Origin of the sequence: Streptomyces sp. NPDC093598 (assembly GCF_044764825.1) — a bacterium.
GTDB lineage: Bacteria > Actinomycetota > Actinomycetes > Streptomycetales > Streptomycetaceae > Streptomyces.
Genome location: NZ_JBIWIV010000007.1, coordinates 282,212 through 307,073, shown reverse-complemented (window position 1 = coordinate 307,073; position 24,862 = coordinate 282,212). Strand labels below are relative to the sequence as shown.

General features: G+C 71.2%; 27 protein-coding genes. 14 read left to right on the top strand and 13 right to left on the bottom strand.

Features of this window, described 5'->3' with window-relative positions; genetic code table 11:
• Position 1 precedes the first annotated feature (1 nt).
• Entirely contained in the window at positions 2 to 397 is a 396-nt protein-coding gene (locus tag ACIRDU_RS23070; protein WP_403582194.1) for a molybdopterin-binding protein, read from the bottom strand.
• A 74-nt stretch (positions 398 to 471) separates the two neighbouring features.
• On the bottom strand, positions 472 to 669 hold the full coding sequence (locus ACIRDU_RS23065) for a hypothetical protein (RefSeq protein ID WP_403582193.1): 198 nt from the start codon (positions 667 to 669) through the stop codon (positions 472 to 474).
• On the opposite strand from ACIRDU_RS23065, the gene ACIRDU_RS23060 reads away from it, so the two are divergent.
• Positions 662 to 907, top strand: coding sequence for a hypothetical protein (locus ACIRDU_RS23060; RefSeq protein WP_403582191.1), 246 nt, complete (start codon positions 662 to 664; stop codon positions 905 to 907). The two genes, ACIRDU_RS23065 and ACIRDU_RS23060, sit on opposite strands and share 8 nt — an antisense overlap.
• A 1-nt stretch (position 908) precedes the next feature.
• Here ACIRDU_RS23060 and ACIRDU_RS23055 read toward each other — a convergent pair whose 3' ends face one another.
• On the bottom strand, positions 909 to 2,888 hold the full coding sequence (locus ACIRDU_RS23055; RefSeq protein WP_403582189.1) for an amino acid transporter: 1,980 nt from the start codon (positions 2,886 to 2,888) through the stop codon (positions 909 to 911).
• Positions 2,889 to 3,312: 424 nt separating this feature from the next.
• Between ACIRDU_RS23055 and ACIRDU_RS23050 the strand changes: the two genes are divergently transcribed.
• The 4 genes from ACIRDU_RS23050 (at position 3,313) to ACIRDU_RS23035 (ending at position 7,556) form a co-directional block, all read left to right on the top strand.
• Positions 3,313 to 4,605, top strand: coding sequence for an extracellular solute-binding protein (locus ACIRDU_RS23050; protein WP_403582235.1), 1,293 nt, complete (start codon positions 3,313 to 3,315; stop codon positions 4,603 to 4,605).
• Between the two features lie 6 nt (positions 4,606 to 4,611).
• A complete protein-coding gene (locus ACIRDU_RS23045; RefSeq protein WP_403582187.1) occupies positions 4,612 to 5,610 on the top strand; it encodes a carbohydrate ABC transporter permease in 999 nt (332 codons plus the stop codon).
• Between the two features lie 74 nt (positions 5,611 to 5,684).
• Positions 5,685 to 6,449 carry a carbohydrate ABC transporter permease gene (locus ACIRDU_RS23040; protein ID WP_403582233.1) on the top strand — a complete coding sequence of 255 codons (765 nt, stop codon included), beginning with the start codon at positions 5,685 to 5,687 and terminating at the stop codon, positions 6,447 to 6,449.
• Positions 6,450 to 6,506: 57 nt separating this feature from the next.
• Positions 6,507 to 7,556 (top strand): endo-1,4-beta-xylanase, encoded by a 1,050-nt coding sequence (locus ACIRDU_RS23035; protein ID WP_403582186.1) that lies wholly within the window; start codon positions 6,507 to 6,509, stop codon positions 7,554 to 7,556.
• Positions 7,557 to 7,616: 60 nt separating this feature from the next.
• Here ACIRDU_RS23035 and ACIRDU_RS23030 read toward each other — a convergent pair whose 3' ends face one another.
• The 3 genes from ACIRDU_RS23030 to ACIRDU_RS23020 all read right to left on the bottom strand — a co-directional run bounded on the left by ACIRDU_RS23030 (position 7,617) and on the right by ACIRDU_RS23020 (position 10,062).
• Positions 7,617 to 8,642 carry a LacI family DNA-binding transcriptional regulator gene (locus tag ACIRDU_RS23030; protein WP_403582185.1) on the bottom strand — a complete coding sequence of 342 codons (1,026 nt, stop codon included), beginning with the start codon at positions 8,640 to 8,642 and terminating at the stop codon, positions 7,617 to 7,619.
• 209 nt (positions 8,643 to 8,851) lie between these two features.
• Entirely contained in the window at positions 8,852 to 9,055 is a 204-nt protein-coding gene (locus tag ACIRDU_RS23025; protein ID WP_350705023.1) for a DUF5999 family protein, read from the bottom strand.
• A 422-nt stretch (positions 9,056 to 9,477) separates the two neighbouring features.
• Positions 9,478 to 10,062 carry a hypothetical protein gene (locus ACIRDU_RS23020; RefSeq protein WP_403582183.1) on the bottom strand — a complete coding sequence of 195 codons (585 nt, stop codon included), beginning with the start codon at positions 10,060 to 10,062 and terminating at the stop codon, positions 9,478 to 9,480.
• Between the two features lie 541 nt (positions 10,063 to 10,603).
• On the opposite strand from ACIRDU_RS23020, the gene ACIRDU_RS23015 reads away from it, so the two are divergent.
• Together ACIRDU_RS23015 and ACIRDU_RS23010 are read left to right on the top strand one after the other, a co-directional pair.
• The gene (locus ACIRDU_RS23015; protein WP_403582181.1) at positions 10,604 to 12,121 is read left to right on the top strand and encodes a glutamate-cysteine ligase family protein; all 1,518 of its coding nucleotides are present in this window, start codon (positions 10,604 to 10,606) and stop codon (positions 12,119 to 12,121) included.
• Positions 12,122 to 12,189: 68 nt separating this feature from the next.
• Positions 12,190 to 12,990 carry a CPBP family intramembrane glutamic endopeptidase gene (locus ACIRDU_RS23010; protein WP_403582179.1) on the top strand — a complete coding sequence of 267 codons (801 nt, stop codon included), beginning with the start codon at positions 12,190 to 12,192 and terminating at the stop codon, positions 12,988 to 12,990.
• A 50-nt stretch (positions 12,991 to 13,040) separates the two neighbouring features.
• Here ACIRDU_RS23010 and ACIRDU_RS23005 read toward each other — a convergent pair whose 3' ends face one another.
• Positions 13,041 to 13,859, bottom strand: coding sequence for a PhzF family phenazine biosynthesis protein (locus tag ACIRDU_RS23005; RefSeq protein ID WP_403582178.1), 819 nt, complete (start codon positions 13,857 to 13,859; stop codon positions 13,041 to 13,043).
• A gap of 165 nt (positions 13,860 to 14,024) precedes the next feature.
• Here ACIRDU_RS23005 and ACIRDU_RS23000 point away from each other — a divergent pair, with 165 nt between their 5' ends.
• Positions 14,025 to 14,651, top strand: a complete 627-nt coding sequence (locus ACIRDU_RS23000) for a PadR family transcriptional regulator (RefSeq protein ID WP_403582176.1) — start codon at positions 14,025 to 14,027, stop codon at positions 14,649 to 14,651.
• A gap of 60 nt (positions 14,652 to 14,711) precedes the next feature.
• On the opposite strand, the gene ACIRDU_RS22995 is transcribed toward ACIRDU_RS23000, so the two are convergent.
• Positions 14,712 to 15,140 (bottom strand): SRPBCC family protein, encoded by a 429-nt coding sequence (locus ACIRDU_RS22995; RefSeq protein ID WP_403582174.1) that lies wholly within the window; start codon positions 15,138 to 15,140, stop codon positions 14,712 to 14,714.
• A gap of 232 nt (positions 15,141 to 15,372) precedes the next feature.
• Between ACIRDU_RS22995 and ACIRDU_RS22990 the strand changes: the two genes are divergently transcribed.
• The 3 genes from ACIRDU_RS22990 (at position 15,373) to ACIRDU_RS22980 (ending at position 18,193) form a co-directional block, all read left to right on the top strand.
• Entirely contained in the window at positions 15,373 to 15,921 is a 549-nt protein-coding gene (locus ACIRDU_RS22990; RefSeq protein WP_403582173.1) for a Clp protease N-terminal domain-containing protein, read from the top strand.
• An 86-nt stretch (positions 15,922 to 16,007) separates the two neighbouring features.
• A complete protein-coding gene (locus ACIRDU_RS22985; protein ID WP_403582231.1) occupies positions 16,008 to 17,012 on the top strand; it encodes an EamA family transporter in 1,005 nt (334 codons plus the stop codon).
• Between the two features lie 230 nt (positions 17,013 to 17,242).
• The gene (locus ACIRDU_RS22980; protein WP_403582172.1) at positions 17,243 to 18,193 is read left to right on the top strand and encodes a DMT family transporter; all 951 of its coding nucleotides are present in this window, start codon (positions 17,243 to 17,245) and stop codon (positions 18,191 to 18,193) included.
• Positions 18,194 to 18,209: 16 nt separating this feature from the next.
• On the opposite strand, the gene ACIRDU_RS22975 is transcribed toward ACIRDU_RS22980, so the two are convergent.
• Together ACIRDU_RS22975 and ACIRDU_RS22970 are read right to left on the bottom strand one after the other, a co-directional pair.
• A complete protein-coding gene (locus ACIRDU_RS22975) occupies positions 18,210 to 18,842 on the bottom strand; it encodes an FMN-binding negative transcriptional regulator (protein ID WP_403582171.1) in 633 nt (210 codons plus the stop codon).
• Positions 18,842 to 19,528, bottom strand: a complete 687-nt coding sequence (locus ACIRDU_RS22970; RefSeq protein ID WP_403582229.1) for a pyridoxamine 5'-phosphate oxidase family protein — start codon at positions 19,526 to 19,528, stop codon at positions 18,842 to 18,844. The genes ACIRDU_RS22975 and ACIRDU_RS22970 overlap by 1 nt, the downstream gene beginning before the upstream one ends.
• A 35-nt stretch (positions 19,529 to 19,563) precedes the next feature.
• On the opposite strand from ACIRDU_RS22970, the gene ACIRDU_RS22965 reads away from it, so the two are divergent.
• Positions 19,564 to 20,895, top strand: a complete 1,332-nt coding sequence (locus ACIRDU_RS22965; RefSeq protein ID WP_403582169.1) for an aminotransferase class I/II-fold pyridoxal phosphate-dependent enzyme — start codon at positions 19,564 to 19,566, stop codon at positions 20,893 to 20,895.
• A gap of 191 nt (positions 20,896 to 21,086) precedes the next feature.
• Here ACIRDU_RS22965 and ACIRDU_RS22960 read toward each other — a convergent pair whose 3' ends face one another.
• Positions 21,087 to 22,040: a DMT family transporter gene (locus tag ACIRDU_RS22960; protein ID WP_403582167.1), complete on the bottom strand. Its 954-nt coding sequence runs from the start codon at positions 22,038 to 22,040 to the stop codon at positions 21,087 to 21,089.
• A 75-nt stretch (positions 22,041 to 22,115) separates the two neighbouring features.
• On the opposite strand from ACIRDU_RS22960, the gene ACIRDU_RS22955 reads away from it, so the two are divergent.
• The gene (locus tag ACIRDU_RS22955; RefSeq protein ID WP_403582165.1) at positions 22,116 to 23,018 is read left to right on the top strand and encodes a LysR family transcriptional regulator; all 903 of its coding nucleotides are present in this window, start codon (positions 22,116 to 22,118) and stop codon (positions 23,016 to 23,018) included.
• Between the two features lie 9 nt (positions 23,019 to 23,027).
• Here ACIRDU_RS22955 and ACIRDU_RS22950 read toward each other — a convergent pair whose 3' ends face one another.
• Positions 23,028 to 23,504, bottom strand: coding sequence for a pyridoxamine 5'-phosphate oxidase family protein (locus tag ACIRDU_RS22950; RefSeq protein ID WP_403582164.1), 477 nt, complete (start codon positions 23,502 to 23,504; stop codon positions 23,028 to 23,030).
• A gap of 132 nt (positions 23,505 to 23,636) precedes the next feature.
• Here ACIRDU_RS22950 and ACIRDU_RS22945 point away from each other — a divergent pair, with 132 nt between their 5' ends.
• On the top strand, positions 23,637 to 24,287 hold the full coding sequence (locus tag ACIRDU_RS22945) for a cysteine hydrolase (RefSeq protein WP_403582162.1): 651 nt from the start codon (positions 23,637 to 23,639) through the stop codon (positions 24,285 to 24,287).
• On the opposite strand, the gene ACIRDU_RS22940 is transcribed toward ACIRDU_RS22945, so the two are convergent.
• Entirely contained in the window at positions 24,274 to 24,762 is a 489-nt protein-coding gene (locus ACIRDU_RS22940; protein WP_403582160.1) for a Rieske (2Fe-2S) protein, read from the bottom strand. The genes ACIRDU_RS22945 and ACIRDU_RS22940 overlap by 14 nt on opposite strands.
• Between the last annotated feature and the right edge of the window lie 100 nt (positions 24,763 to 24,862).

Here is a 24,862-nt window from a genome sequence, read left to right as displayed (position 1 = left end):
CTCAGACGCGGTCGATGTGGACGTTCGTCGACTTCACGCGGGCCGTCGCCTCCATGCCGACCTCCAGGCCCAGTTCCTCCACCGCCTCGCGGGTGAGCAGGGAGACGAGCCGGTGCGGGCCGGCCTGGATCTCGACCTGGGCGGCGACGTCGCCGAGTTTGACCGCGGTGACGATGCCGGGGAAGGCATTGCGGGCCGAGGTGTACGGGGCGTCCTCCTCGGCGGCGCCGGACCGGGCGAGTTCGACCGAGAAGGCGGCCAGGTCCCGCCCGTGGATGAGCCGTCGCCCGGCCTCGTCGCGGTGGGTCGTGACGCGGCCCGCGTCCGCCCAGCGCCGGGCGGTGTCCGGGCTCACGCCGAGCAGCCGCGCTGCCTGGCCGATCGTGTAGGACTGCATGCCGGTCACGATATGGGGCGGGGGAAGGGAACGGTGGATGCGGGGTTGGCCGTTGGGTATAACGCGATATAGCGTCAGTGGTCGAGCTCGCCGTGCTGACGGCGGATCTGCCCGCGGTGGCCGGTGGGACATCCGGCGAGGCCGAGGACATCGTCCGGATCCGGCAGGAGGGCCTCCATCCGACGGGGCGACGGCTGGGTGGTGCCGCGGCGGCTGGAGATCCGTTCGGCGTGGGGCGAGGTGACGCTCGACTTCTCCGACGCGGTGATCACGCACGACACGCTGGACATCGATGTGGATCTGCGCGCCGGCGCCCTGAAGCTGCTGACCCGGCCGGGGGTCGTGGTGGACACCGGCGACCTGGTGGTGAACTACTCCGGGATCAAGGCCCGCCGGCCGGCTGACGCCCCGGTCCTGCTGCGCGTTCGGATCACCGGTGAGATCGACTTCGGGCAGGTCGTGGTGCGGCCGCCGCGCCGGGGCCTCGGCCGCAGGAGAGGGACGGCCTGACTCAGCCCACGTGCACCCTCGGCCGCCGCCTTCGGTCCGGTTCCGCCTCACGCAGCACCTCGCGGGTCACCGGGGCGACCTCGCCCTGGCCGAACAGGAAGAAGCGCAGGAGGTTGGCGAAGGGCCCGCCCTCGGTCCACTCGAAGTAGATGTGGGGGGTGCGGCCGGTCGCGTCGCGGACGTACAGCAGGAGAGCGGCCAGGGCGTTCGGGATGGAGGACGACTCCAGGGTCAGGACGCGGTAGCGGCCGTGCAGCACCTCTCCGCGTACGGTCAGGCCCGCCTCGAACTCGGACGGGTCGGTGACCGTCACCTCGACGAAGACGAAGTCCTCCTGGCCCGGTACGTCGTTGTCGTGCCGGATCTGCTCGATCTTGTCGCGGTACTCGGCGATGTCGCGCCGGTCGGGCTCGTTGGCGATGAACCGTATCCGGCGGCTGGCCATGTCCCGGACGAAGCGCTGCGCCATGTCGTCCAGCGTCACGCTGGTCACGCGCAGTTCGAACGCCCGGGCCAGCCGGGACAGCAGGGAGACCAGGATGATGCCGGCGATGAAGCAGGCGCCGATCTTCACGCCGTCCGGGCGCTCGATGACGTTGAGCACGGTCGTGTAGAGGAACACCGCGGAGATCACCGCGAACCCGATGGTCCAGTTCCGCTGGCGGGCCTTGCGGGCGGCGATGGTCACCGCGATCGCGGCGGAGCTGATGAGGACCAGCACACCGGTGGCGTAGGCGCCGCCCTGGGCGTTGACGTCGGCGTCGAAGATCCAGGTGACCAGGAAGGCGATCAGGGTGAAGACGATGACCATGGGCCGTACCGCGCGGGCCCAGTGCGGGGCCATGCCGTAGCGGGGCAGGTAGCGCGGCATCAGGTTGAGCAGGCCGGCCATCGCGGAGGCGCCGGCGAACCAGAGGATGGCGATCGTCGAGACGTCGTAGACGGTGCCGAAGGTGTTGCCCAGGTAGTCGTGCGCCAGGTATGCCAGCGCACGGCCGTTGGCCTGGCCGCCCGCCTCGAACTCCTTCTCCGGGATGAGGAGCGTGGTGATGAAGCTCGTGGTGATCAGGAAGACGCTCATGATCAGAGCGGCCGTGGTGAGCAGCTTCTTCGTGTCACGGATGCGGCCGCTCGGCCGTGCCTCGGTGTCGTCCGGGTCGCCCTTGACGTGCGGCATCACGGCGACGCCGGTCTCGAACCCGGAGAGGCCGAGTGCCAGCTTCGGGAAGACGAGCAGGGCGACGCCGATCATGGCGAAGACGTTGCTGTGCTGGGTGGTGAGGGCGTTCGACCAGTCGGTGACCACATGACCCGCGGTGATGACGTGGTAGAGGCCGACGGCCACCACGACCACGTTCAGGGCGAGGTAGGCACCGACGAGGGCGACCGCGACGCCGATCGCCTCCAGGAAGCCCTTGAGGAACACCGCGCCGAGCAGCGCCACCAGGACCAGGGTGATCAGCATCTGCCGGTCGTGCAGGACACCGGTCAGATGCGGGTTCTCGACGAGGTGGGTGGAGGCGTCGGCGGCCGACAGGGTGATGGTGATGAGGAAGTCGGTGGCGGCGAAGCCCAGCAGGGTCAGTACGAACAGCTTGCCCTGCCAGAAGGAGAGCAGCCGCTCCAGCATCGCGATCGAGCCCTCGCCGTGCGGGCTCTCCTCGGCCACGCGGCGGTAGACGGGCAGGGCACCGGCCAGCGTGACGACGACCAGGACGATGGTCGCGATCGGTGACAGCAGTCCGGCGGCGAGGGCCGCGATGCCCGGCTGGTAGCCGAGGGTCGAGAAGTAGTCGACGCCGGTCAGGCACATCACCCGCCACCAGGGCTGACCCCGGTGCGGGGGCTCCGGTTCGGCATGGGGCCCGGTGTGGCCGCCGCCCTTGCCCATGTCGGACAGGCCCTCCAGCATCCAGGCGCGCAGGCGGCTGGGTGGGGTGGGCTCAGGACGGCTCGGTGCCGGGTGCTCGGTGGTGGCCATCGACGTGCTCCCGATGTGCGGCTCAGCGTGGTTCCGGCCATCACTGGACGGCCCGATCACTGTAAGCGGAGCGTGATGCCGTGGCCCGTGGATGAGGGGGCCGTGCGCGTCAAGCTTCCGTTAAGACTGATGGCCGAGACCGCCGCACCTGTGAAAACGCGAGCTGAGAGGGCGTGGGACGGCCCTGCCGGAGGGGAGCGGGGCGTCGATCCGTCGGCGCGTGGGCGACACCCTGTGTGATCACCGCTGCGCCGACTTCGTAAGGTTCGACTGCTACTTCGAATGTTTCGTCCCGCTCATCCCGTCCCTTTGTCGACGAAAGATTCACCGTGCCCAAGGGGTTGCCACCGTTTGGCCGCTGTCTCTAGGGTGCGGCAACAGCGAAGCTTTCTGGATCTCATTCGAAACTTTCGAGGAGCGCATGATGGGCGACCCGGCACTGTCTCGCCGCTGCTTCCTGGCGGCCTCCGCCGCGGCCGGTCTGGCAACCACGGCACTGACCGCATGCGGCGGGGACTCGGACGGAGGGGCGTCCGGCACGACCACGATCGAGTGGTGGAACATCTCCACCACCCAGCCGGCCAAGGACGTCTGGGCCGCCCTCGCCCGGAAGTTCGAGGCGCAGAACCCCAAGGTCAAGATAAAGATCGTCCAGCTGGAGAACGACGCCTACAAGTCGAAGATGACGGCCCTGACGGCCTCGGGGAAGCTGCCCGACCTCTTCCACACCTGGGGCGGCGGCGTACTGAAACAGCAGGTCGACGCCGGACTCGTCGAGGACCTCACGGACCGGACCAAGCCGTGGGCCGACGCCCTGCTCCCGGTCGCCAAGGAGCCGTACCTGCTCGACGAGAAGGTCTACGGCATCCCGTTCGACATCGGCATGATCGGCTTCTGGTACAACAAGGCGCTCTTCAAGAAGGCCGGCATCGCCGAGCCGCCGACCACCTGGGACGGCTTCCTGGACGCCGTACGCAAGCTGAAGACCGCCGAGGTCACACCCCTGGCCCTGGCCGGCAAGGAGAAGTGGCCCGGCATGTACTACTGGGCCTACCTGGCGATGCGCACCGCCGGCGCCGAAGCGCTGCAGAAGGCCTACGAGGACAAGGACTTCACCGGCGCCCCGTTCGTCGAGGCTGGCGAGCACCTGGACGAACTCGTCGCTCTCCAGCCGTTCCAGAAGGGCTTCCTGGGCGCCGCCTACTCCTCGCCCACCGGGCAGGCCGCCACCGTCGGCAACGGCAAGGCGGCCATGGAGCTGATGGGCCAGTGGGCGCCCACCGTGCAGGCCGACGCGGGCAAGGGCCTCGGCAAGGACCTCGGCTTCTTCCCGTTCCCCGCGGTCGAGGGCGGCAAGGGCGCCATCACCGAGGTGTTCGGCGGGGGCGGCGGACACGCTCTGCGCCGGGGCGCCCCGCAGGCAGCCGTCGACTTCCTCGAGTTCTTCGCGTCCGAGGCCACCGACCTGGAGCTGGTCAAGAAGACCGGTGTCCTGCCCGTGGTCCCGGCGGCCGAGAGCGCCATCGCCGACCCCAACATCAAGGCCGTACAGGCACAGTTGAAGGCGGCCACCGGCTTCCAGCTCTACCTCGACCAGGCTTACGCGCCCGCCGTCGGCCAGGAGGTCAACGACAGCGTGGCCGCGCTCATCGCCGGCTCCAAGTCACCCGGGCAGGTCGCCCAGTCGATCACCAGGACCGCGAAGGAAGAGCAGTAGCCGGCGATGACCTCCACGTTCCTGCCGGACAAACGGACCGGCCCCGGCACCGGTTCCCCGCCCCCGGCGGCTGACCGGCCCGACGGGCGGGCCCGGCGACGCGCGCTGCACTGGCTCACCGCGGTCGGCTTCCAGCTCCCCGCCCTGGTGCTGTTCATGGGGCTCGTGCTGCTGCCGATGCTGTTCGCCCTGTACGCCGCGTTCTTCCGCTGGGGCGGCTTCGGCATGCCCTCCGACCACATCGGCGGCGAGAACTTCACCCGGCTCTTCCAGGACGACGTCTTCCTCGGCGACCTGTGGCGCTGCCTGGTCCTGGTGGTGCTGTCGCTCGCCCTCCAGCTGCCGTTCGCGCTCGCCATGGCCGTCCTGCTCAACCAGCGGATGCGCGGCCGGGCGGTGTACCGGATGCTGTTCTTCGCCCCGTACGTCCTGTCCGAGGCCATCACCGGCATCCTCTTCGGCATGATCTTCGCCCCGGACGACGGCTTCGCCGACCAGGTCCTCGGCAGGATCGGGCTGGACGGGCTGGGCGGGGAGTGGTTCGCGGATCCGTCCACCGTCATGGCCACCGTGTTCCTGGTCATGACCTGGAAGTACTTCGGCTTCCACATGATGCTGTACCTGGCCGGGCTCCAGGCCGTTCCCCGGGAACTCACGGAGGCGGCGCTCATCGACGGGGCGAGTGCCTGGCAGCGGTTCCGCAACGTGACGCTGCCGCTGCTCGCGCCCACCCTGCGCATCAGCGTGTTCCTGTCGGTCATCGGGTCGATCCAGCTCTTCGACCTGGTGTGGGTCACCACCGCGGGTGGTCCCGACCATCACTCGGAAACCATGGCCGTGACCATGTTCCAGTACGGCTTCAAGCGCTATCAGGTCGGCTACGCCAGCGCGATCAGCGTGGTCATGTTCGGCATCAGCCTCGTCTTCGCCCTCGCCTACCAGCGGTTCGTCCTCCGGCGCGATCTGGAAGGGGCCACCACGACCATGCGGGGTGACGGAAAGTGACAGCGAGTCAGAAGATCCGTGGGGGCAGGAAGACCTGGAGCCTGCACCTCGTCCTGACCGTCGTCGGAGCGGTCATGGCCGTCCCCCTCCTGTATGCCGCGCTCTCCGGCTTCAAGTCCACCGACGAGCTCTCCCGTAACCCGGTCGGCCTGCCCGAGTCGTGGGTGACCTCCAACTACACCCAGATCCTCGGCTCGGGGGACTTCTGGCGGCTGATCGGCAACAGCACGCTGATCGCCGTGGGCACGACCGTCCTGGTCGTCGCGGTCTCCGCCCTGTCGGCCTTCTCCTTCGCGCGGTTCGCCTTCCGGGGCCGGGAGGCGCTCTTCACCCTGTTCACCATGGGGCTGATGTTCCCGTTCGCGGTGGCCGCCCTGCCGCTGTTCCTGCTGCTGCGCTCGCTGGACCTGCTGGACAACCCCCTCGGCGTGATCCTCCCGCAGGCCGCCTTCGGACTGCCGATGACGATCATCATCCTGCGGGGCTTCTTCCGGCAGATCCCCGGTGAGCTGGAGGAGGCGGCCACGCTCGACGGGTGCAGCTCGTTCGGCTTCTTCTGGCGGGTGCTGCTGCCCATGGCCCGGCCCGCGCTCGGCACCGTCTCCGTGCTGGCCGTCGTCACCAGCTGGAACAACTTCTTCCTGCCGCTGCTGGTGTTCACCGACGCCCAGTGGTGGACGCTGCCGATCGGCGTCCAGCAGTTCCAGGGGCAGTACTCCGCGGAGTACGCCAAGGTCTTCGCCTACCTGGTGCTGGCCATGGTTCCCGCCCTCGCCTTCTACTCGGTCGCCGAGCGTCAGCTCGTCGGCGGCCTCACCGCCGGCGCCACCAAGGGCTGACGCGCACCGCGAACGTACGGCTCTGTTCTCCCCGTCCCCGTCGTGAGGAGTCGCACCATGCGCAAGAACCGTCTGAGACTCGTCGGCGCCGTCACGGCGCTCCTGGTCGCCGCCGGCATCGGCGCCGGCACCCCCGCCCAGGCCGGGCACCATCAGCCCACCCTCGCCGACCTCGCCCAGCGGCACGGCCGCTACTTCGGCAGCGCCACCGACAACCCCGAGCTCGTGGACGGGCCGTACACGGCCGTGCTCGGCAGCGAGTTCGACCAGATCACCCCCGGCAACGGCATGAAGTGGTACGCCACCGAGCCCCAGCAGGGTGTGTTCGACTTCTCCCAGGGCGACGAGATCGTGGATCTCGCCCGGGCCAACCGGCAAAAGGTGCGCGGCCACACCCTGGTCTGGCACAGCCAGCTGCCCGGGTGGATCACGAGCAGGGAGTGGACGGCCCCCGAGCTGAGGTCCGTACTGAAGAAGCACATCCAGACGGAGGTACGGCACTACCGGGGCAAGGTGTTCGCCTGGGACGTCGTCAACGAGGCGTTCAACGAGGACGGCACCTACCGCGAGTCGGTGTTCTACAAGACGCTCGGCCCCGGCTACATCGCCGACGCACTGCGCTGGGCGCACCAGGCCGATCCGCGGGTCAAGCTGTACCTCAACGACTACAACATCGAGGGGATCGGCCCGAAGAGCGACGCGTACTACAAGCTGGCCAAGGAGCTGAAGGCCGCGGGCGTCCCGCTGCACGGCATCGGCCTCCAGGCCCATCTGGCCCTGCAGTACGGCTATCCGGCCACCCTGGAGGACAACCTCCGCCGCTTCTCGCGGCTCGGCCTCGACACCGCGCTCACCGAGGTCGACATACGGATGCAACTGCCCGCGACCGAGGAGAAACTGGCCCAGCAGGCCGAGTGGTACGCCGACCTGACCGAGGCGTGCCTGGCGGTCCGCCGGTGCGTCGGCATCACCTTGTGGGACTACACCGACAAGTACTCGTGGATCCCGGCGTTCTTCCCCGGGGAGGGTGCGGCGCTGCCGTGGGACGAGGAACTGCGGCGGAAGCCGGCGTACTTCGCTCTGCGTGAGGCGCTCGGAGGGAGGTAGCGGGGGTGGGCGGCGCCCTGCCGGACAGGGGGTGGCGGGGCGCCGTTCCTCGCGCCGAGGTCAGGCCGGAGGTGCTGTGCTCGCCCGGACCACCAGGTCGGTTCCCAGCTCCACCCGCGGTGAGTCGGGCTGCTCGTCGCGGGTCAGCCGGAGCACCGTGCGCACGGCCAGTTTGCCCATGTCGGCCAGGGGCTGGCGGACCGTCGTCAGGGGCGGCGCGGACCAGCGGACTTCGGGAAGGTCGTCGAAACCGACCACGCTCATGTCCTGCGGCACCCGCAGCCCGCGCCGGCGCAGTGCCTCGATCGCGCCGAGTGCCATCTGGTCGCTGGCCGCGAAGAGGGCGGTCGGCGGCTCGGGCAGGTCGAGCAGGGCGGTGCAGGCGGTGAAGCCGGACTCGGGGCGGAAGTCGCCGGTGACGACGAGGGACGCGTCCATCGTGATGCCGGCGCCTTCCAGGGCCGCGCGGTAGCCGTCCAGGCGGGCCCGGGAGCACAGCAGGCGGGACGGGCCGGCGATCAGGCCGATCCTCCGGTGTCCGAGGGACAGCAGGTGCTCGGTGGCCGCCAGACCGCCCGACCAGTTCGCGGCGCCGATCGTGGGGGCATCCAGGGAGGGGGAGCCCGCCGGGTCGACGACCACCAGGGGCACGCCGAGGATCCGCAGCTCTTCGTGCAGCGTCGGATCCAGGGCGGACGTGACGAGGATGACGCCGTCGGAGGCGCGGGCCCTCAGGTTGCGCATCCACTCGCGGGCGTCGCCGGAGCGCCCGTGGATGGCCGACACCACCGTGCCGACCCCGGCCGCGTGCGCGACCTCCTCGACTCCGCGGATGATCTCCACGGCCCAGGGGCTGTCGAGGTCGTTGAAGACCAGATCGAGCAGGGCGGCACGGGCGCCCGGGGCCGCGGGGCGTTTGCGGTAGCCGTGCCGGCGCAGCAGGTCCTCGACACGGGCCCGGGTCTGCGGCGACACGTCGGACCGGCCGTTGACGACCCGGGACACGGTCGGTACGGAGACCCCGGCCTGCCGGGCGATCTCCGTGATCGTGACCTTGCCTGCGGCGTCGGCCTCACGTGCTCCCACTTGCCCCACCTCCGTCGACGGGTGACCGCGAAACTTCCAGGAGTCTTCCGGAAAACGGGCAGCCGTGGGAAGGCTACGAGCCGGGAACGGGACGTCGCGGGTGGTGACCTTACGTGACGACCTCCGGACATGCGTCGGGGCCGGTTCGCAGGGTGTCCCACGGCCGGCCCCTCATGTCGGGCGGCGGGGCGTCCCCCCGCCGAGCGGCCTCAGGCGGCCGTCATCACCTGGCCGGCCAGCGGACGGTGCGGGGCGATGACCCGGCCGTCCGGCAGGAGTTCGCCGGTGTCCTCGAAGAGCACCACGCCGTTGCACAGCAGGCTCCATCCCTGCTCCGGGTGGTGCGCCACGAGGCGGGCGGATTCCCGGTCGGCGGAGTCGGCTGAGGGGCACTGGGTCTGGTGCTGGCACATGGGTGGGATCTTTCGCTGGGTCGAGATGGACGATGAGACCGAGTGGGTCGAGTTGGCTGTCGTGTCTGTTCCGCGGCTGGAAGTATCGCTCATGGCCGCCCCCCGTTGTTTAAGTCGTCGGAACCCAGTGTTGCCCCACGGGCGTCAATCCGCAGGGATTTCGCGGCACCGCCTCTCACAGGTTCAGGACGCGTCACCCACGCGGACGGTTCACTCCAACTGGACTGTCCCTTCGGGTGGTTCGCAGTGGCCGGATGGGGCTAGTCCGCTCGGGTCGGCGGCAATTCTGGCTCGTACGAGCCATTTGATGCTCGTACGAGCGATCGTCTGAGCGGAAAGGCGATCGTGCGAGCGTCCGGGCGTCACATGACCGACCCCGCCGCCGGAATTCGGCGACGGGGCACGGGGAACGTCGTGGCTTTTCAGGCGGGTGAGCCGAGCAGTCTGGTGGGAGTCACCCGGTGGGTCAGCACCGGGAGGAGTTCGGCGACCCGGTGCGGACGATGGGCCGCGATGCCGGGGGGTGCGGGCGCCAGCGGGACGAGCAGGTCGGTGGCGGCGGGGTGGCCGGCGGCACCGTCGGCGGTGCAGTCCTCGTGGAGCCAGAGCGTCAGCATGTACAGGCCGGGCACCGACAGCAGACGGGGCTGGTACGGCTGCGGCATCGTCTCCGCCTGGCGCAGGGCGCGCTCCGTGGAGGTGATGTACGGGCCCTCGAAGAAGTGGGAGAAAGCCCAGCCGTCGGGAGTCAGCATGGTCTCCGCCGCGGCCACGGCGCGATCACCGCAGCGGATCAGGAAGCGCCACCCGGCCAGCCGGGTCGCGGACGCGCCCTCGGCCGTGACGTGGTCGAGCACGTGGACGGGCAGGGGGAGCTCGGGTGTGGCAGGTCCCTGAGTGCCGAGCAGGGAGGGAGTTCGGGCTTCACGGACCGCTGTGGGAGAGGAGAGCGCGGTGAGGACGGAACGGAGTGCGGGCGCGGGAGCCGGAGGGACATGCAGCGGCATGGTGGGTCGCCTCTCATTCAAAGGCACGGTGGCGCGAGGGCGGGGCGGACGGCGCTGTCAGCTCACGAGGGTCAGAGAGGCAGGGGCCGGGTCTGAACGAGAGGGGGGTGGGGTCCGCGTCGCCTCGACGGCCGGACCCATCGACCGTGGGCGCCAACCTTCTGCCTTGTTCGCGGAGTTTATACGACACGGGTTCGAACTGTGTTTCGTCTAGCCGTTTCCGGTGAGTAGAACAAGGGTACATTCGGTCGGCGATACGCGAGAATTATCCCGATTCCGGGCGGAGGTGTACGACGATGACCTCGGCGAATGTCCGCGAACCGGTCGGCCTATTCTCGTCGGCGTTTTTCACGAGTCCGGCAGGGCCCGAAACCTGTCCGGTGCGTCATGCCGAGGGAATGTGCCACCGGTCACACATGCCCAGCGTAGCGGTCGGCGGGCCCGCCGGGGACGTTATCGATCGCTTTCGCTGGGCATCCTCCACCTGACCGGGACCCAGGCGGCCGGATCCCGGCCCGTATCACCGAGAAGGGACGCTTCGATGGGGGAGAAGGTCGTGGCAGGCCGGTTCGACCTGTCCGATCGCCAGCGCTACCGCGACAAGCTGCGTCAGTGCCTGACGGGCTTGGAGCGACTCCTGGCGGAGAAGCGGTTCGATCGCCCCAAGAACCTCATGGGGCTGGAGATCGAATTGAATCTCGCGGGCTCCGACGGCATGCCTAAAATGTTGAACGGGCAAGTCCTCGAGCGCATCGCGAGCCGCGATTTCCAAACAGAACTCGCCATGTTCAACCTGGAAGTGAACATTCCCCCACACCGTCTGGGGGGCCGGGTATTCGACCGGCTCGCGGAGGAACTCCGCACGTCACTGGCATATGCCGACCGAAAAGCGGGAGAGGTCGACGCCGGTATTGTGATGATCGGTATTCTGCCGACTCTCGACCGTGACGACCTGGTGTCGTCCAACCTCTCCGACGTCGACCGCTACACCCTCCTCAACGACCAGATCGTGGCCGCCCGCGGCGAGGAGTTCACCCTCGACATCGACGGCGTGGAGCACCTGAGCTGCACCTCGAAGTCCATCGCGCCCGAGGCCGCCTGCACCTCCGTGCAGCTGCACCTCCAGGTGACCCCCGCCCGCTTCGCCGACGTGTGGAACGCGGCCCAGGCGGTCGCCGCCGCGCAGATCGCGGTCGGCGCCAACTCGCCCTTCCTGTTCGGCCGCGAGCTGTGGCGCGAGTCGCGGCCCCCGCTGTTCCAGCAGTCCACCGACACCCGCCCGCCCGAGCTCCAGGCCCAGGGCGTCCGGCCGCGCACCTGGTTCGGGGAGCGCTGGGTCACCTCGGCGTACGACCTCTTCGAGGAGAATCTGCGCTACTACCCGGCCCTGCTGCCGATCTGCGACGACGAGGACCCACTGAAGGTCCTCGACCAGGGCGGCACGCCCTCGCTCGCCGAACTCGTCCTGCACAACGGCACGATCTACCGCTGGAACCGGCCGGTCTACGGCATCGCCGACGGCGTCCCGCACCTGCGCGTGGAGAACCGCGTCCTGCCGGCCGGGCCCACCGTCATCGACGTCATCGCCAACGCGGCCTTCTTCTACGGAGTCGTCCGGGCGCTCGCGGAAGAGTCCCGGCCGGTGTGGTCCCGGATGCCGTTCGAGGCGGCCGCCGCCAACTTCGACGCAGCGTGCAGGGACGGCATCGACGCCCGCCTCACCTGGCCACGGCGCGGCCGGTACAGCGGCACCGCCGAGGTCGACGCGGTGAGCCTGATCCGCGACGAGCTGCTGCCGCTCGCCGAGTCCGGGCTGGACGCCTGGGGTGTCGAACCGGCCGACCGCGACCTGTACCTGGGAGTGATCGAGGAACGGTGCCGGCGCCGGGTGAACGGGGCGAGCTGGCAGGCCGCCACCTTCCACAAGGCGCTGGACGCGGGCCTTACCCGGGAGGACGCCCTGGCCGCCACGACCCGGCGCTACCGCGAACTGATGCACAAGGGAGAGCCGGTGCACAGCTGGCCGGTGGGACTGCCGGAGCCGGTGTCGCTGGGCTGACGCCGCCGCCGGGGTGACATCCCGCTGCCGCCATACTGATCCGACAGATCGGTGAAGTGGAGGCAGGTGTGCAGGCGGAGGCGAGCCCGGTGGGCGATTCCATTCCCCGGCAGGGGCTCTCGCGGCGGATGCTCCGCAACGAGACACTGCTCGTCCTCGCGCTGTCTCTGGGCGCGAGCGGAGTGTCCGCGCTGATCAGCTTCATCGGGTCGGTCACCGAGCCGGGCGGGCTCAAGGACCAGGCGGCCACGATGAACGCCTCGGCCGCTCCCGGCCGGCCCTGGCTCGACCTCGCCTGGCAGCTCTTCGGGATCACCACGGCCCTCGTGCCCGTCGCGCTCGTCGCGCACTTCCTGCTGCGCGAGAACGCGAGCCTGCGCACGATCGGCTTCGACCGCACCCGCCCCTGGCCCGACCTCGGCCGCGGGGCGGCGGTCGCAGCCGTCATCGGCAGCACCGGCATCGCCTTCTACCTCGCGGCCCGCGGCCTCGGCTTCAACCTCACCGTGGTGCCCGAGGCGCTGCCCGGGGTGTGGTGGAAGTACCCGGTGCTGATCCTCTCGGCGATCCAGAACGCCGTGCTGGAGGAGGTGATCGTCGTCGGCTATCTGCTGCGCCGCATGGGCCGGCTGGGCTGGACCCCGACGGCCGCGCTGGCCGGCAGCGCCGTTCTGCGCGGCTCGTACCACCTCTACCAGGGCATCGGCGGTTTCGTCGGGAACATGGTCATGGGCGTCGTCTTCGTCTGGCTCTACCGCCGGTGGGGGCGGGTCGGCCCGCTCGTGGTGGCCCACTCACTGCTCGACATCGGCGCGTTCGTCGGGTACGCGCTGCTGGCGGGCAAGGTGGGCTGGCTGCCGACGGCGTGAAGCGATGAGGGAAGGGGCGTACGGCGGTGTCGTACGCCCCTTCGTTCGTCTCAGGCCAGCAGGTCGCCGTCGATGACGGTGACCGCCCTGCCGGTCAGCAGGGTGCGGTCGCCCCGCAGCTCCGTGCGGACGCGGCCGGAGCGGGGTGAGGCCTGGAGTCCGGTGAGGGAAAAACGGCCCAGGCGCTCGGACCAGAACGGGGCGAGTGCGGTATGGGCGCTGCCGGTCACCGGGTCCTCGTCGATGCCGACGTTCGGGAAGAAGCAGCGCGAGACGAAGTCGTAGCCCCGGGCGGGATCCTCGGCGCGGGCCGTGGCGATGACGCCGCGCTCGGAGTGAGCCGCGAGCCTCTTCAGGTCGGGGGTGAGGGCGTGCACCGTCTTCTCGTCGGCCACCTCGAGGAGCAGGTCGCCGACGGTCGGGCCGGTGTCGAGGACCGTGAGCAGGTCGGTGCCCAGGGCCTCGGCGAGGCCGTCGGGCGGATCGAGGCGGGTGAGCGGGGCCGTCGGGAAGTCCATCGTGACGGAGCCGTCCGCGGCGGGGGTGGCGACCAGGACGCCGCTGCGCGTGGCGAACCGCACCGGGCCCTCGTGGGCGCCGGTCGTGTGCAGCACGTGGGCGGTGGCGAGGGTCGCGTGGCCGCACATCGCCACCTCGGCGGCCGGCGTGAACCAGCGCAGCGCCCAGTCGGCCTCGGCGCCCTCGGGGAGGGGGTGGGCGAAGGCCGTCTCGGCGTGGTTGACCTCCAGGGCGACGTTCTGCAGCCAGGTGTCGTCCGGGAAGACGTCGGTGTCGGTCAGGAGCAGGACCCCGGCCGGGTTGCCGGAGAAGGGGCGATCGGTGAAGGCGTCGACGATTCGGATCCGCATGCCCCGACGCTAGGGCTCCACCGAAGCCGCAGGCCAAGGCCAATTCATGAGTGGCGGCCCGGTTCCGGCGACCGGAACCCACGAGCCGGGTCTTGCCTCCGCAGTCGTACCGATATATCGTTGAAGCATCGCGACAGATCAACGATGGAATGGAGAGTGGCTTCGATGCGTACCCACGGATTCGAGCGTGGACATGGACACGGCGGCCCGCATCCCGGTCGGGGCGGTTTCGAAGGGCTGCGTGCGGCCTTCGGTCCGTTCGGGCCCGGCGGCCCCGGCTGGGGCGGACCCGGTGGACCGGGCTTCGGTCCGGGCCCCTGGGGTGGACGAGGACGCGGGGGGCCGAGGGGCAGGGCGCGGCGCGGTGATGTACGCGCCTCGATCCTGGCCCTGCTGAAGGACCGGCCGATGCACGGCTACGAGATGATCCAGGAGATCGCCGAGCGCAGCGGCGGGGCGTGGAAGCCCAGCCCCGGTTCGGTGTACCCCACCCTCCAGCTGCTGGAGGACGAAGGGCTGATCGCCAGTGCGTCCGAGGGCGGCAAGAAGCTGTTCTCGCTCACCGAGGCGGGCCGCGAGGCCGCCGAGGAGGGGCCCGAGGCGCCCTGGGAGGAGGCCTCCCGCGGGGTCGACTGGGAAGCTCTCGGTGAGATCCGCCAGGCCGGCTTCGGTCTGATGGAGGCCTTCGGCCAGGTCTGGAAGACCGGCAGCAAGGAGCAGCGGGAGAAGGCGCTCGGTGTCATCAACGAAGCGCGCAAGAAGCTGTATCTCATCCTCGCCGACGAGGACTGAACCGCACAGGACGACAAGCGCCCCCGGAGTGGTCCGGGGGCGCTTCTGTGTGCCGGGGGCTCAGGTCACCAGCCCGTCCAGCCTGCGCAGCGACTCGTTCAGGGCCGCGGTGGCGGAGTCCTTGAGCTTGCCCGCCATCAGGGACACCGTCGCGCCCGTGAACTCTCCGTCGATGCGGACCGTCGTGGCGTCGCCGTCGGGCACGAGGGTGTAGCGCGTCGCGACGGTCACCGCCATCGGGCCCTTGCCGCGGATGGCGAGCACGCGGGCCGGTTGGAGTTCCTCGACGGTCCAGGCCACTTCGGCCGGGAAGTTCATGAGCCGCATGTTCTCCTGGAACGTCGCCCCCACTTCGAGGGGTTCGGGGCCGCCCGCCGGGAAGCTCGTGTGGGTCGCGTTCCACTCGCCGTACGCGGACCAGTCCGTGAGTCTCGTCCACACACTCTCGGCCGGCGCCCCGATGCGTGCCTCCGCGCTGACTTCGGCCATGCGACCACCTCTTCGTGTCCGGCTGAGTGTCGGGCTGAGTGTCGCGGAACGTAGCCGCGGCGGCCGCAATGTTCAATACTGACGAACTGTCAGCCAGGCCGGAGCCTCATCGAATCCGCCTGATCTCCTCCCTGAGGAGGAGATCGCGGCCTGTCGGGTCCACTTCCCGTGGGACGCGAAGATGCTTCCCGCCGGGGATGACCCGGCCCCGCGGGACTGATGGGGTGGGGATGTGCAACCCCGTACCCCCCGGCAGTCGGCCCATGAGCTTGGCATTCAGCGCGTGGACAACGATGCCAGGCTCAGTGACGAGCTGGCGTCGGTGGTCGGTGGTGCCCGGCGCCGGGCGGTCCGGGACGGGGACCGGCAGATCGACACCGCCCATCTGCTTCACTCTCTGCTCGAGTCCGACCCCGAGGCGCGTGCCGTCTTCGGTGAGGGACCGCAGATCGCGCGGCTGCTCGGCTATCTCGTCCAGCGCAGCATCGGCTACGGCCTGCGCTGGCAGAGCGGTGTCGAGGACTCCGGCGCCGTCCCCGTGGTGACGGGGGCGGCGGGCTTCTCCCCGCTCGCCGCCGCCTGCATGGAGTACGCCTGTGAACGCGCCGCCGAGCACGGCGGACCGGCCCGTGGCACCGACCTGCTCGCGGCGATCGTCGTCGACCCGCAGGCGCGCGCGGTCGAGGTGCTCGAACGGGCCGGCATCGACCCGCGCGAGGTGTACGCCCGGCTGGACGACTGGTCCGGCATCACCGAGGAGTGCGGCGAAGCCACTCACTGAGCGGCGCGGCCCGGGGCCGTCCGCGCCGTCCAGGCTGTGAGACAGGTGCCATAGAGGATGACGCTCCTGTCATGTCCTGCCATCATGTGCCGGTGCGTACCTCTGACAGCAGCGCGAGCGGGCGCGGCAGGGGTGTGGGGCTCGGCCTCGCGCTCCTGTCCGCGGTGGCCTTCGGCGGATCCGGTGTCGCGGCCAAGCCGCTGATCGAGGCGGGTCTGGACCCGCTGCACGTGGTGTGGCTGCGCGTGGCCGGGGCGGCCCTGGTCATGCTGCCGCTCGCCGTACGGCACCGAGCGCTGCTGCGCCGGCGACCCGGGCTGCTCGCCGGGTTCGGGCTGCTGGCCGTCGCCGGTGTCCAGGCCTGCTACTTCGCCGCCCTCTCCCGGATCCCCGTCGGGGTGGCGCTGCTCATCGAATACCTGGCGCCCGCACTCGTGCTGGGCTGGGTGCGGTTCGTGCAGAAGCGGCCCGTGACGCGTGCCGCGGCCGTCGGTGTCGTCCTCGCGGTCGGCGGACTCGCCTGTGTCGTCGAGGTCTGGTCGGGCCTCGGCTTCGACGCCCTCGGGCTGCTCCTCGCGCTCGGCGCGGCCTGCTGCCAGGTCGGCTACTTCGTGCTCTCGGACCAGGGCAGCGGCGCCGGGGACGAGGCGCCCGACCCGCTCGGCGTCATCGCCTACGGGCTGCTCGTCGGCGCGGCCGTGCTGACCGTCGTCGCCCGGCCCTGGACCATGGACTGGCCGGTGCTCCAGGGCACCGCGAGCATGGACGGCAGGCCCGTCGCCGCCGCCGTCCTGCTGGCGTGGATCGTCCTCGTCGCCACGGTCGTCGCCTACGTCACCGGTGTGGTCTCGGTGCGCCGGCTCTCCCCGCAGGTCGCGGGGGTCGTGGCCTGTCTCGAGGCGGTCATCGCCACCGTCCTGGCCTGGGTCCTGCTCGGCGAGCACCTCTCCGCGCCGCAGATCGCCGGTGGCGTGATCGTGCTGGTGGGCGCGTTCATCGCGCAGTCCTCGGCGCCCGCCAAGGGTTCCCCGCAGCCGGTGGCGAGCGGCGGCCCGGAAAGGGAATTGTCCGGGCGCGGGACCAGCGCATAGGGTGTCGATCATGCCTTCGAACGCACTCGTTCTTCCGCCTCCGGCCGCCTGAGGCGGGCCCTCCGGAAACCGTGCCCGGCGATTGGCCGCCGGGCCGAACGGTGCTGCCCGCAGACGAAGTCCGCGGACCCCGCTGATCCTTACTGATCCGGGGCCCTTCCCGAACTTCCGCGCACCAGCCGCCGCCCGACGCGGGTGCGGCACGCCGTGCGCGTCTGCGGAGAGAACACGTGTCGAACACTGCCTCCGGCCTGCCCATCGGGCGAGGCCTCCTCTATCTGATCGTCGCCGGTGTCGCCTGGGGCACCGCGGGCGCGGCCGCCTCTCTGGTCTACCGGGCCAGTGACATGGGGCCCGTCGCCCTCTCCTTCTGGCGCTGCGCCGCCGGTCTCGTGCTGCTGCTCGCCGTCCGCCTCATGCGGCCGCGCGCCGCGACGCCCGTGCGGGAGCCGCTCGGCCGCCGGGTGCTGCGGGCCGGGGTCACCGGGCTCGGGCTCGCCGTCTTCCAGACCGCGTACTTCGCGGCCGTCTCCGCCACCGGCCTCGCCGTGGCCACCGTCGTCACCCTGGGCGCGGGCCCCGTCCTCATCGCGCTCGGCGCCCGGCTGACCCTGGCCGAGCGCCTGGGCCGGGGCGGCACCGTCGCCGTCGTGGGTGCCCTCGCCGGGCTCGCGGTTCTCGTCCTCGGGGGCGGAGGCACGGCCGTACACCCGGTGGGTGTGCTGCTCGCGCTGCTGTCCGCGGCCGGATACTGCGTGATGACACTGCTCATCCGCCGGTGGGGCCGCGACGGCGAGGCCGACGCCTCCCGGACGACCGCCGGGGCCTTCGCCGTCACGAGCCTGTGCCTGTTGCCGTTCGCCCTGGCCGAGGGACTGCTGCCGCACACCGGGGATCCCGGCAGGCTCCTCCTTCTGCTGGCCTATGTCGCCGCCGTGCCCACGGCGCTCGCCTACGGCCTCTACTTCGCGGGCGCGGCCGTCGTACGGTCCGCCACCGTCTCGGTGATCATGCTGCTCGAACCGGTGAGCGCGGCGGTGCTCGCCGTCGTCCTGCTCGGCGAGCACCTCACGGCGGCGACACTGGCCGGGACGCTGCTGATGCTCGGCTCGGTGGCGGGCCTCGCGGTGGGGGAGGCGCGAGGTGCCCGGACGCGCGAGGAGCCGGTGATGGCTGGGTGAGGCGGGGCCCCGCGGCCTACGCCTCCCGCCTGCGCAGGAGATGGTCGCGAGCCCTCGAGTCGCCCGGACCGCCGCGGGCCGCGAGGCCCGCGGCGATCCGGTCCCGGATCTCGGCCGGCTTGTGGTTCGCGTACTTGAACTTGGCCCGCACGTCCGTCACTTCGAGGCGCAGACCACGAATGCCGGCGAGCATCCTGCCGTACGGGGCCTGACCCGCCGCTGCCCGTGCGGAGCCGCCGCGCGGCTGGAAGTGGTCGACCTGGCGGTTGAGGAGCGCGGCATTCTCCGCCGGGTCGTCCACGACATGGGCGCGGCAGCGGAGCTGTACGGCCGCGTAGAAGCTCGTAGGGGTGCCGTGCTCGGGCGGGACGTCCGGAGCGGCCTGCCAGGGGCCGGGCACGAACACGTAGTCGTCGACCACGCTCAGCAGGACGTCCGGGTGGGCCTCCAGCGCGCGCCAGAGCGGGTTCGGGCGGGCGAGGTGGGTGACGACCTCGCGGCGCCCGGCGTCGTAGGCGAAGTGCAGGGGCTGGACGTGGGGCGGTTCGCCCGGCAGGCCGTTGACGGCGAGCTGGCCGAAGTCGTGACCTGCCAGCCACTGTTGCCATTCGGTGTCGTCGCGGGGCGCGTCCCAGGGGTGGACCAGCATCACAGGGTTTCGAGGTAGCCGGGCAGTTCGGTGCCGGGAGCCAGGCCAGGGTCGGGGACCGGCGCGCCGTAGGTGCGCCGTACCGGGACGACACCGGCCCAATGGGGGAGCGCGAGGTCCTCCGGTTCGTCGTTGACGCCGCCGGTGCGGAGCTTCGCGGAGACCTCGTCCAGGTCCAGGCGGATCACGGCGGTGGCGGCCAGCTCCTTCTTGTCGGCGGGCCGCGAGTCGGCGGAGCGGCCGGGCACGACGTGGTCCACCAGCGCGTCCAGGGCCTGCCGCTTCTCCTCGGGGTCCGTCACGTCGTGGGCGACGCCGTGCACCACCACGGACCGGTAGTTGATCGAGTGGTGGAAGGCCGAGCGGGCCAGGACCAGACCGTCGACGTGCGTGACCGTCAGGCAGACCGGAAGGCCGGGGTCGGCCTGACCGGCCGCCCGCAGCGGACGCGAGCCCGTCGAGCCGTGCACGTACAGCCGCTCGCCGACCCGGGCGTACAGCGTGGGCAGCACGACCGGCGCCCCGTCGCGGACGAACCCGAGATGGCAGACGTAGGCCTCGTCGAGTATCGAGTGCACCAACTCCCTGTCGTACGAGGCCCGGTCCGGGGAGCGGGTGGGGACGGTGCGGTCGGTCGGGCGGTAACCGGTGTCGGGCTGCGACGGCGTCTGCGCGGTCCCCTGCATGGCGTTCTCCATTGCACTAGTGCATAATCTACTTTGTGCTAGGAGAGTATCCGATCAGTGGGCGTCGCGCAGCGGACATTTCCGCGAGCATCGAGCGCGCGGTAGGGGCCGGTGAGCTGCGGCCGGGTCAACTGCTGCCTCCCATGCGGCAGTTGGCGGAGAAACTGGGGGTGAACCCCAACACGGTCGCGGCCGCGTACCGGACCCTGCGCGAGCGCGGGGTCATCGAGACCGCGGGGCGGCGCGGAAGCCGGGTGCGGCCGGCACCGGCGACGACCGGGCGGGATCACATCAGGGTGGACGTCCCCGAGGGCGTGCGGGACGTCGCGCAGGGCAACCCCGACCCGGCGCTGCTGCCGCCGCTCGCCGGCGCGTTCGCGGCGGCGGCCGCCGACGGCGACCGGGCGCCCGTGCTCTACGGGGACACCCCCGTGGAGCCGGAGCTCGCCCGGATCGCACGAGCCGGGCTCGACGCCGACGGGGTGCCGGACGGGCCGCTCGCCGTGGTCTCCGGGGCCCTCGACGGCGTCGAACGGGTGCTGGCGGCCCACCTCAAGCCCGGCGACACCGTCGCCGTCGAGGACCCCGGCTGGGGCCGCACCCTCGATCTCGTGCCCGCGCTCGGGCTGCGGACCGTCCCCGTCGGCGTCGACGACGAGGGGCCGCGCGCACAGGACGTGCGCCGGGCGCTGGAGGCCGGGGCGCGGGCCCTGATCGTCACGGACCGGGCGCAGAACCCGACCGGCGCCGCGGTGAGCGCCCCACGCGCGCGTGCCCTGCGAGCCGTGCTGCGCGAGCACCCGGAGGTCCTCTTGATCGAGGACGACCACGGCCACGGCATCGTCGACGTGCCCCTGCATCCGCTGGCCGGCACGACCCGGCACTGGGCGTTCGTGCGCTCTGCCGCCAAGGCGTACGGCCCCGATCTGCGGCTCGCCGTACTCACCGGGGACGACGTCACCGTCGACCGGGTCCGCGGGCGGCACCGGCTCGGACCGGGCTGGGTGAGCCGGCTGATGCAGCGGGCCCTGGTCCGGCTGTGGGCCGACGGCGCGGTGGACACGGCGGAGGTGGCGGCGTCGTACGGGCGGCGGCGGGACGCGCTGATCGGCGCGCTCGACCGGCGCGGTGTCGTGGCGTACGGGCGCAGCGGCATGAACGTGTGGGTGCCCGTGCCGGACGAGACCGGCGCCGTCGCCCGGCTGCTGCACGCCGGCTGGGCGGTGGCCCCCGGCGCCCGCTTCCGGCTGAGCGCGCCGCCCGGCATCCGGGTCACCGTCTCGACGCTCGCCGGCGACGAGATCGAGGCGCTGGCCGACGCGATCGCCTCGGCCGTCGGGCCCGCCCCCGCGCGCAGCTACGACTGAGACACGGCCTCGGCCCGCGCAGACATCACCTCGGCCCTCGGGAACCAACGTGGAGCTGTGAGTGGGACACCCGGCCTTGGCCCCAGGGGGCCCGGCCCGGGGTCACGACCGGGGCACCGGCTTTGTCCCTGGGGCCCGCCCTCCGGGCGAACGACGCGACTTTGCGGACACCCCCTAGGGCCGCCCCGCAGCTACGGCTGAGGTGCCGGACGGGGCTTCGGTCGCACCTGGGTGAGCGCCGCGCCCGTCAGGACGATCAGCGCCCCGACCGGTGTCGACCAGGTGACCGCCTCGCCGAGGAGGGCGACGCCCGCGGCCGTGGCGATGACCGGGACGAAGTACGTGACCATCTGGGCGGTCGTCGGGCCGACCTCGGCGACCAGGCCGTACTGCAGGAGCACGGCGAGGCCGGTGCCCAGGGCGCCCAGGGCGGCGATCGCCAGCAGCGGCACGACGGACACGCGGGTGGGCAGGGTCGTGAACAGCGGCGTGACGACGGCCAGCTGGGCCGTCGCGAGCAGCAGCTGGGCGCCGGTCATCGACAGATGCGAGTGGCCGGTGCCGGCCAGGGTGCGGCGGACGTAGATCCAGCCGATCGGGTAGCTGAGGGAGGCGAGCAGGGCCAGTGCCGTTCCGGTGGCGTCCAGGCCGTGGAAGCCCTGCCAGGCGCCCAGCACCGTGAGCACCCCGAGGAAGCCCAGCCCGAGCCCCGCGACCCGCACCCGGGTCGGGCGGTCCTCCGACAGGGCCACCAGCGACAGCGCCATGCCCCACAGCGGTGAGGTCGCGTTGCAGATGCCCGCCAGCGTCGACGGGATGGTCAGCTCGGCGTACGCGAACAGGGAGAACGGCAGGGCGTTCAGCAGGAACGCGGCGACCGCCAGATGTCCCCAGAGGCGTGCCCCGCGCGGCAGCCGCTCGCGACGCACCACCATCGCGGCGGCCAGCACCGCCGTGCCGAACACCAACCGGCCGAGCGTCACCTGGAACGGCGCGTACCCGTGGGTGCCCACCTTGATGAGGAGGAAGCTGAAGCCCCAGATCAGGGACAGGGCAGCGAATCGGAGACGCCAGTCGAGACGGCGACGGGGCGGTGCGGACGGGACGCCGGCGACCCGGCCGGGCGGGGTGGTGACGGTGCTCATGCCGGCCACGATGCTGCACCGGAACCTCGTAGCACAATCGAGATTTCACACTCGGTACTGCGTAGCATTGCTTACATGTTGAACCTGGAGCGCCTGCGCACCCTGGACGCCCTCGCCCGGCACGGCTCGGTGAGCGGTGCGGCCGAGGGCCTGCACATCACGACCTCCGCCGTCTCGCAGCAGCTGTCCAAGCTGGAGCGGGATGTCGGCCAGCAGCTGCTGGCCAAGAACGGCCGGGGCGTGCGGCTCACCGACGCGGGCCGGCTGCTCGCCGAGCATGCCGCGCGCATCCTGTCCCAGGTCGAACTCGCCCAGTCGGATCTGGAGGCCCAGCGCGGGCAGGTCGTCGGCGAGCTCAGACTCTCGGCGTTCCCGACCGCCGCACGCGGCCTGTTCCCCCACGCGCTGGCCGCGCTGCGCGAGCAGCATCCCGCGCTCCGGCTGCGCTCCTGCGAGCTCGAACCGGAGCACGGCATCGCCGGAGTCGTGCGGGGCGACCTCGACCTCGCCGTGGTGCTCGACTGGTACAACAAGCCGATGGCGCTGCCCGACGGGCTGGTCAAGGCGCCGATCCTGGACGACCCCGCCGAGGTCGCCATGCCCGTGGGCCACCGGCTCGCGGAGCGCGAGGAGGTGGATCTCGCCGAGTTCGCCGACGACGAGTGGATCACCTGGGGCGAGGGCGAGTTCTGCCACGAGTGGCTGATGTTCACGCTGCGTTCCAAGGGCGTCGAGCCGATCGTCGGGCACCGCGCCGCCGAGAACCACACCCAGCTCGCGCTGGTCGCCGCGGGCCTCGGCGTGTGCATCGCCCCGGTGCTCGGCCGCCGACCCGTCCCCGCCGGGGTCGTGACCGTCCCCCTCAGGCAGCGGGTCCGGCGGCACGTGTACGTGGTCTGGCGCGCGGACGCGGACCGCCGCCCCTCGATCCGGGCGGCGGTGAAGGCCCTGCGGGCGGCGGGGGAGAGCGTCGGCTGAACGCCCCCGTCAGACCTGCTGCCCGGCCAGCTTGCGGAAGTCCCAGGAGACGATCTTCTGTGGCGTCAGACGGATCCAGGCGTGCCGGCCGTCGTGCGGCATCTCCTCCAGACCGAAGTTCTTCCGCCCGAACAGCGTCTCCGGCACGTCGAGTTCGGCGCGCAGCTCGCCCGTGCGCGGGATCTCGCCCACGAACTCGACGGTGCCGGAAAGCTCGGCCCCACGCAGCTCGTCGTACTCCTCGCCGGTGTCGACCACGATCGCCACGCGAGGATCGCGCCGCAGGTCGGTCCACCGCTTGCTGCGGACGACCGAGTACAACCACATCGAGGCGCCGTCCCAGGCGAACCACAGGGTGCTGACGTGCGGCGCGCCGTCGGCCGACACCGTGGCGACCCGGCAGGTGCGCTGTGTGGTCAGGAAATCGTCCAGCTCGCCCGGCGTCATCATGATCTTCCGGCCCCGGCGCTGCTGCATGACGGTCATGCTCCCCCTCTTTCTCCCACGTCGTGCCAGAGGAGATCCTCTGACATCACGTCAGAAAAGGATGAGTGCTCTTCCGTCCGTGCGCAACGGTGGCTACGCTCGCCCGCCCAGCCGCCGGCGACAGGGGGAGACGTGCCCTCGTACGAAGCGCTCAGCGAACTGCTCGATCCGGACACCACCGTGCTGCTCACCGTCGAGTGCCAGGAGGGCGTCGTGGGGGCGGACAGCGCACTGCCCGCACTCGCCGCCGAGGCACGCGCCGGCGGAGCCCTCGACCATGTCGCCCGCCTGGTGGCCGCCGCCCATGACGTCGGTGTCCAGGTTGTCCACGCCGTCGCCGAGCGCCGCCCCGACGGCCGTGGCGCCGGCCGCAACGCCCGCCTCTTCCGCGCCGCCGCACGCCTGCCCGTCCAGCAGCTGTCCGGCACGCCGGCGGTCCGGGTGGCCGCCCCGATCGAGGTCACCGAGCAGGACCTCGTCGTACGGCGGCTGCACGGGCTGTCACCCCTGCACGGCACCGACGTCGATCCGCTGCTGCGCAACCTCGGCTGCCGCACGCTGATCGTCACCGGGGTCTCGGCCAACGTGGCCGTGCCCAACGCCGTGTTCGACGCCGTCAACCTCGGCTACACCGTCGTCGTCCCGGCGGACGCCATCGCGGGGGTGCCGTCCGACTACACCCCCGCGATGATCCGGCACACCCTCGCGTTGGTCGCCACGGTCGCGACCACGGACGAGGTGCTGGCGTGTCTGGAGCGTCCGCGTGGGGTCAGGCGAGCGTGATGGAGTCGCCGTTCACCGTCACCTGCTTCGCCTCCAGCGGCTTGACCGCGGGGCCCTTCTTCACGCTGCCGTCGAGGACGGAGAACTGACTGCCGTGGCAGGTGCAGGAGATGATGTCGTCCTTGAGGTCCACCATCGGGCAGTTCTGGTGGGTGCAGATCGTCGAGAAGGCCTTGAAGTCGCCCGCGGCCGGCTGGGAGACCACGACCTTCTCTTCCTTGAAGATCTTCCCGCTGCCCTCGGGGATGTCGGCGGTCTTCGCGAGCGCCGCACCACCGGCTCCCGCTCCGGCGGACGAACCGCCCTCGGTGTTCGTCGCGCCGCCGCCTCCGGCGCTCTGTCCGGTGGACGGTTCGGACGCCTTGTCGTCAGAGCCGCACGCTGTCAGCGCCACGGTGAGCCCCGCCGCGCCGACCGCCGCCACGACGGTACGGCGGTTCGGTCCCGACATCGGCTGAACTGATTCGCTGGTCATGCTGACGTTCCTTCCGGGGGTTCGTGATCTGCCGAGAGGTACGGCCCCTGGGGACCGGCTGTTCAGACACCGTCGAAATCCTGACCCGTCCGGGGAGGGG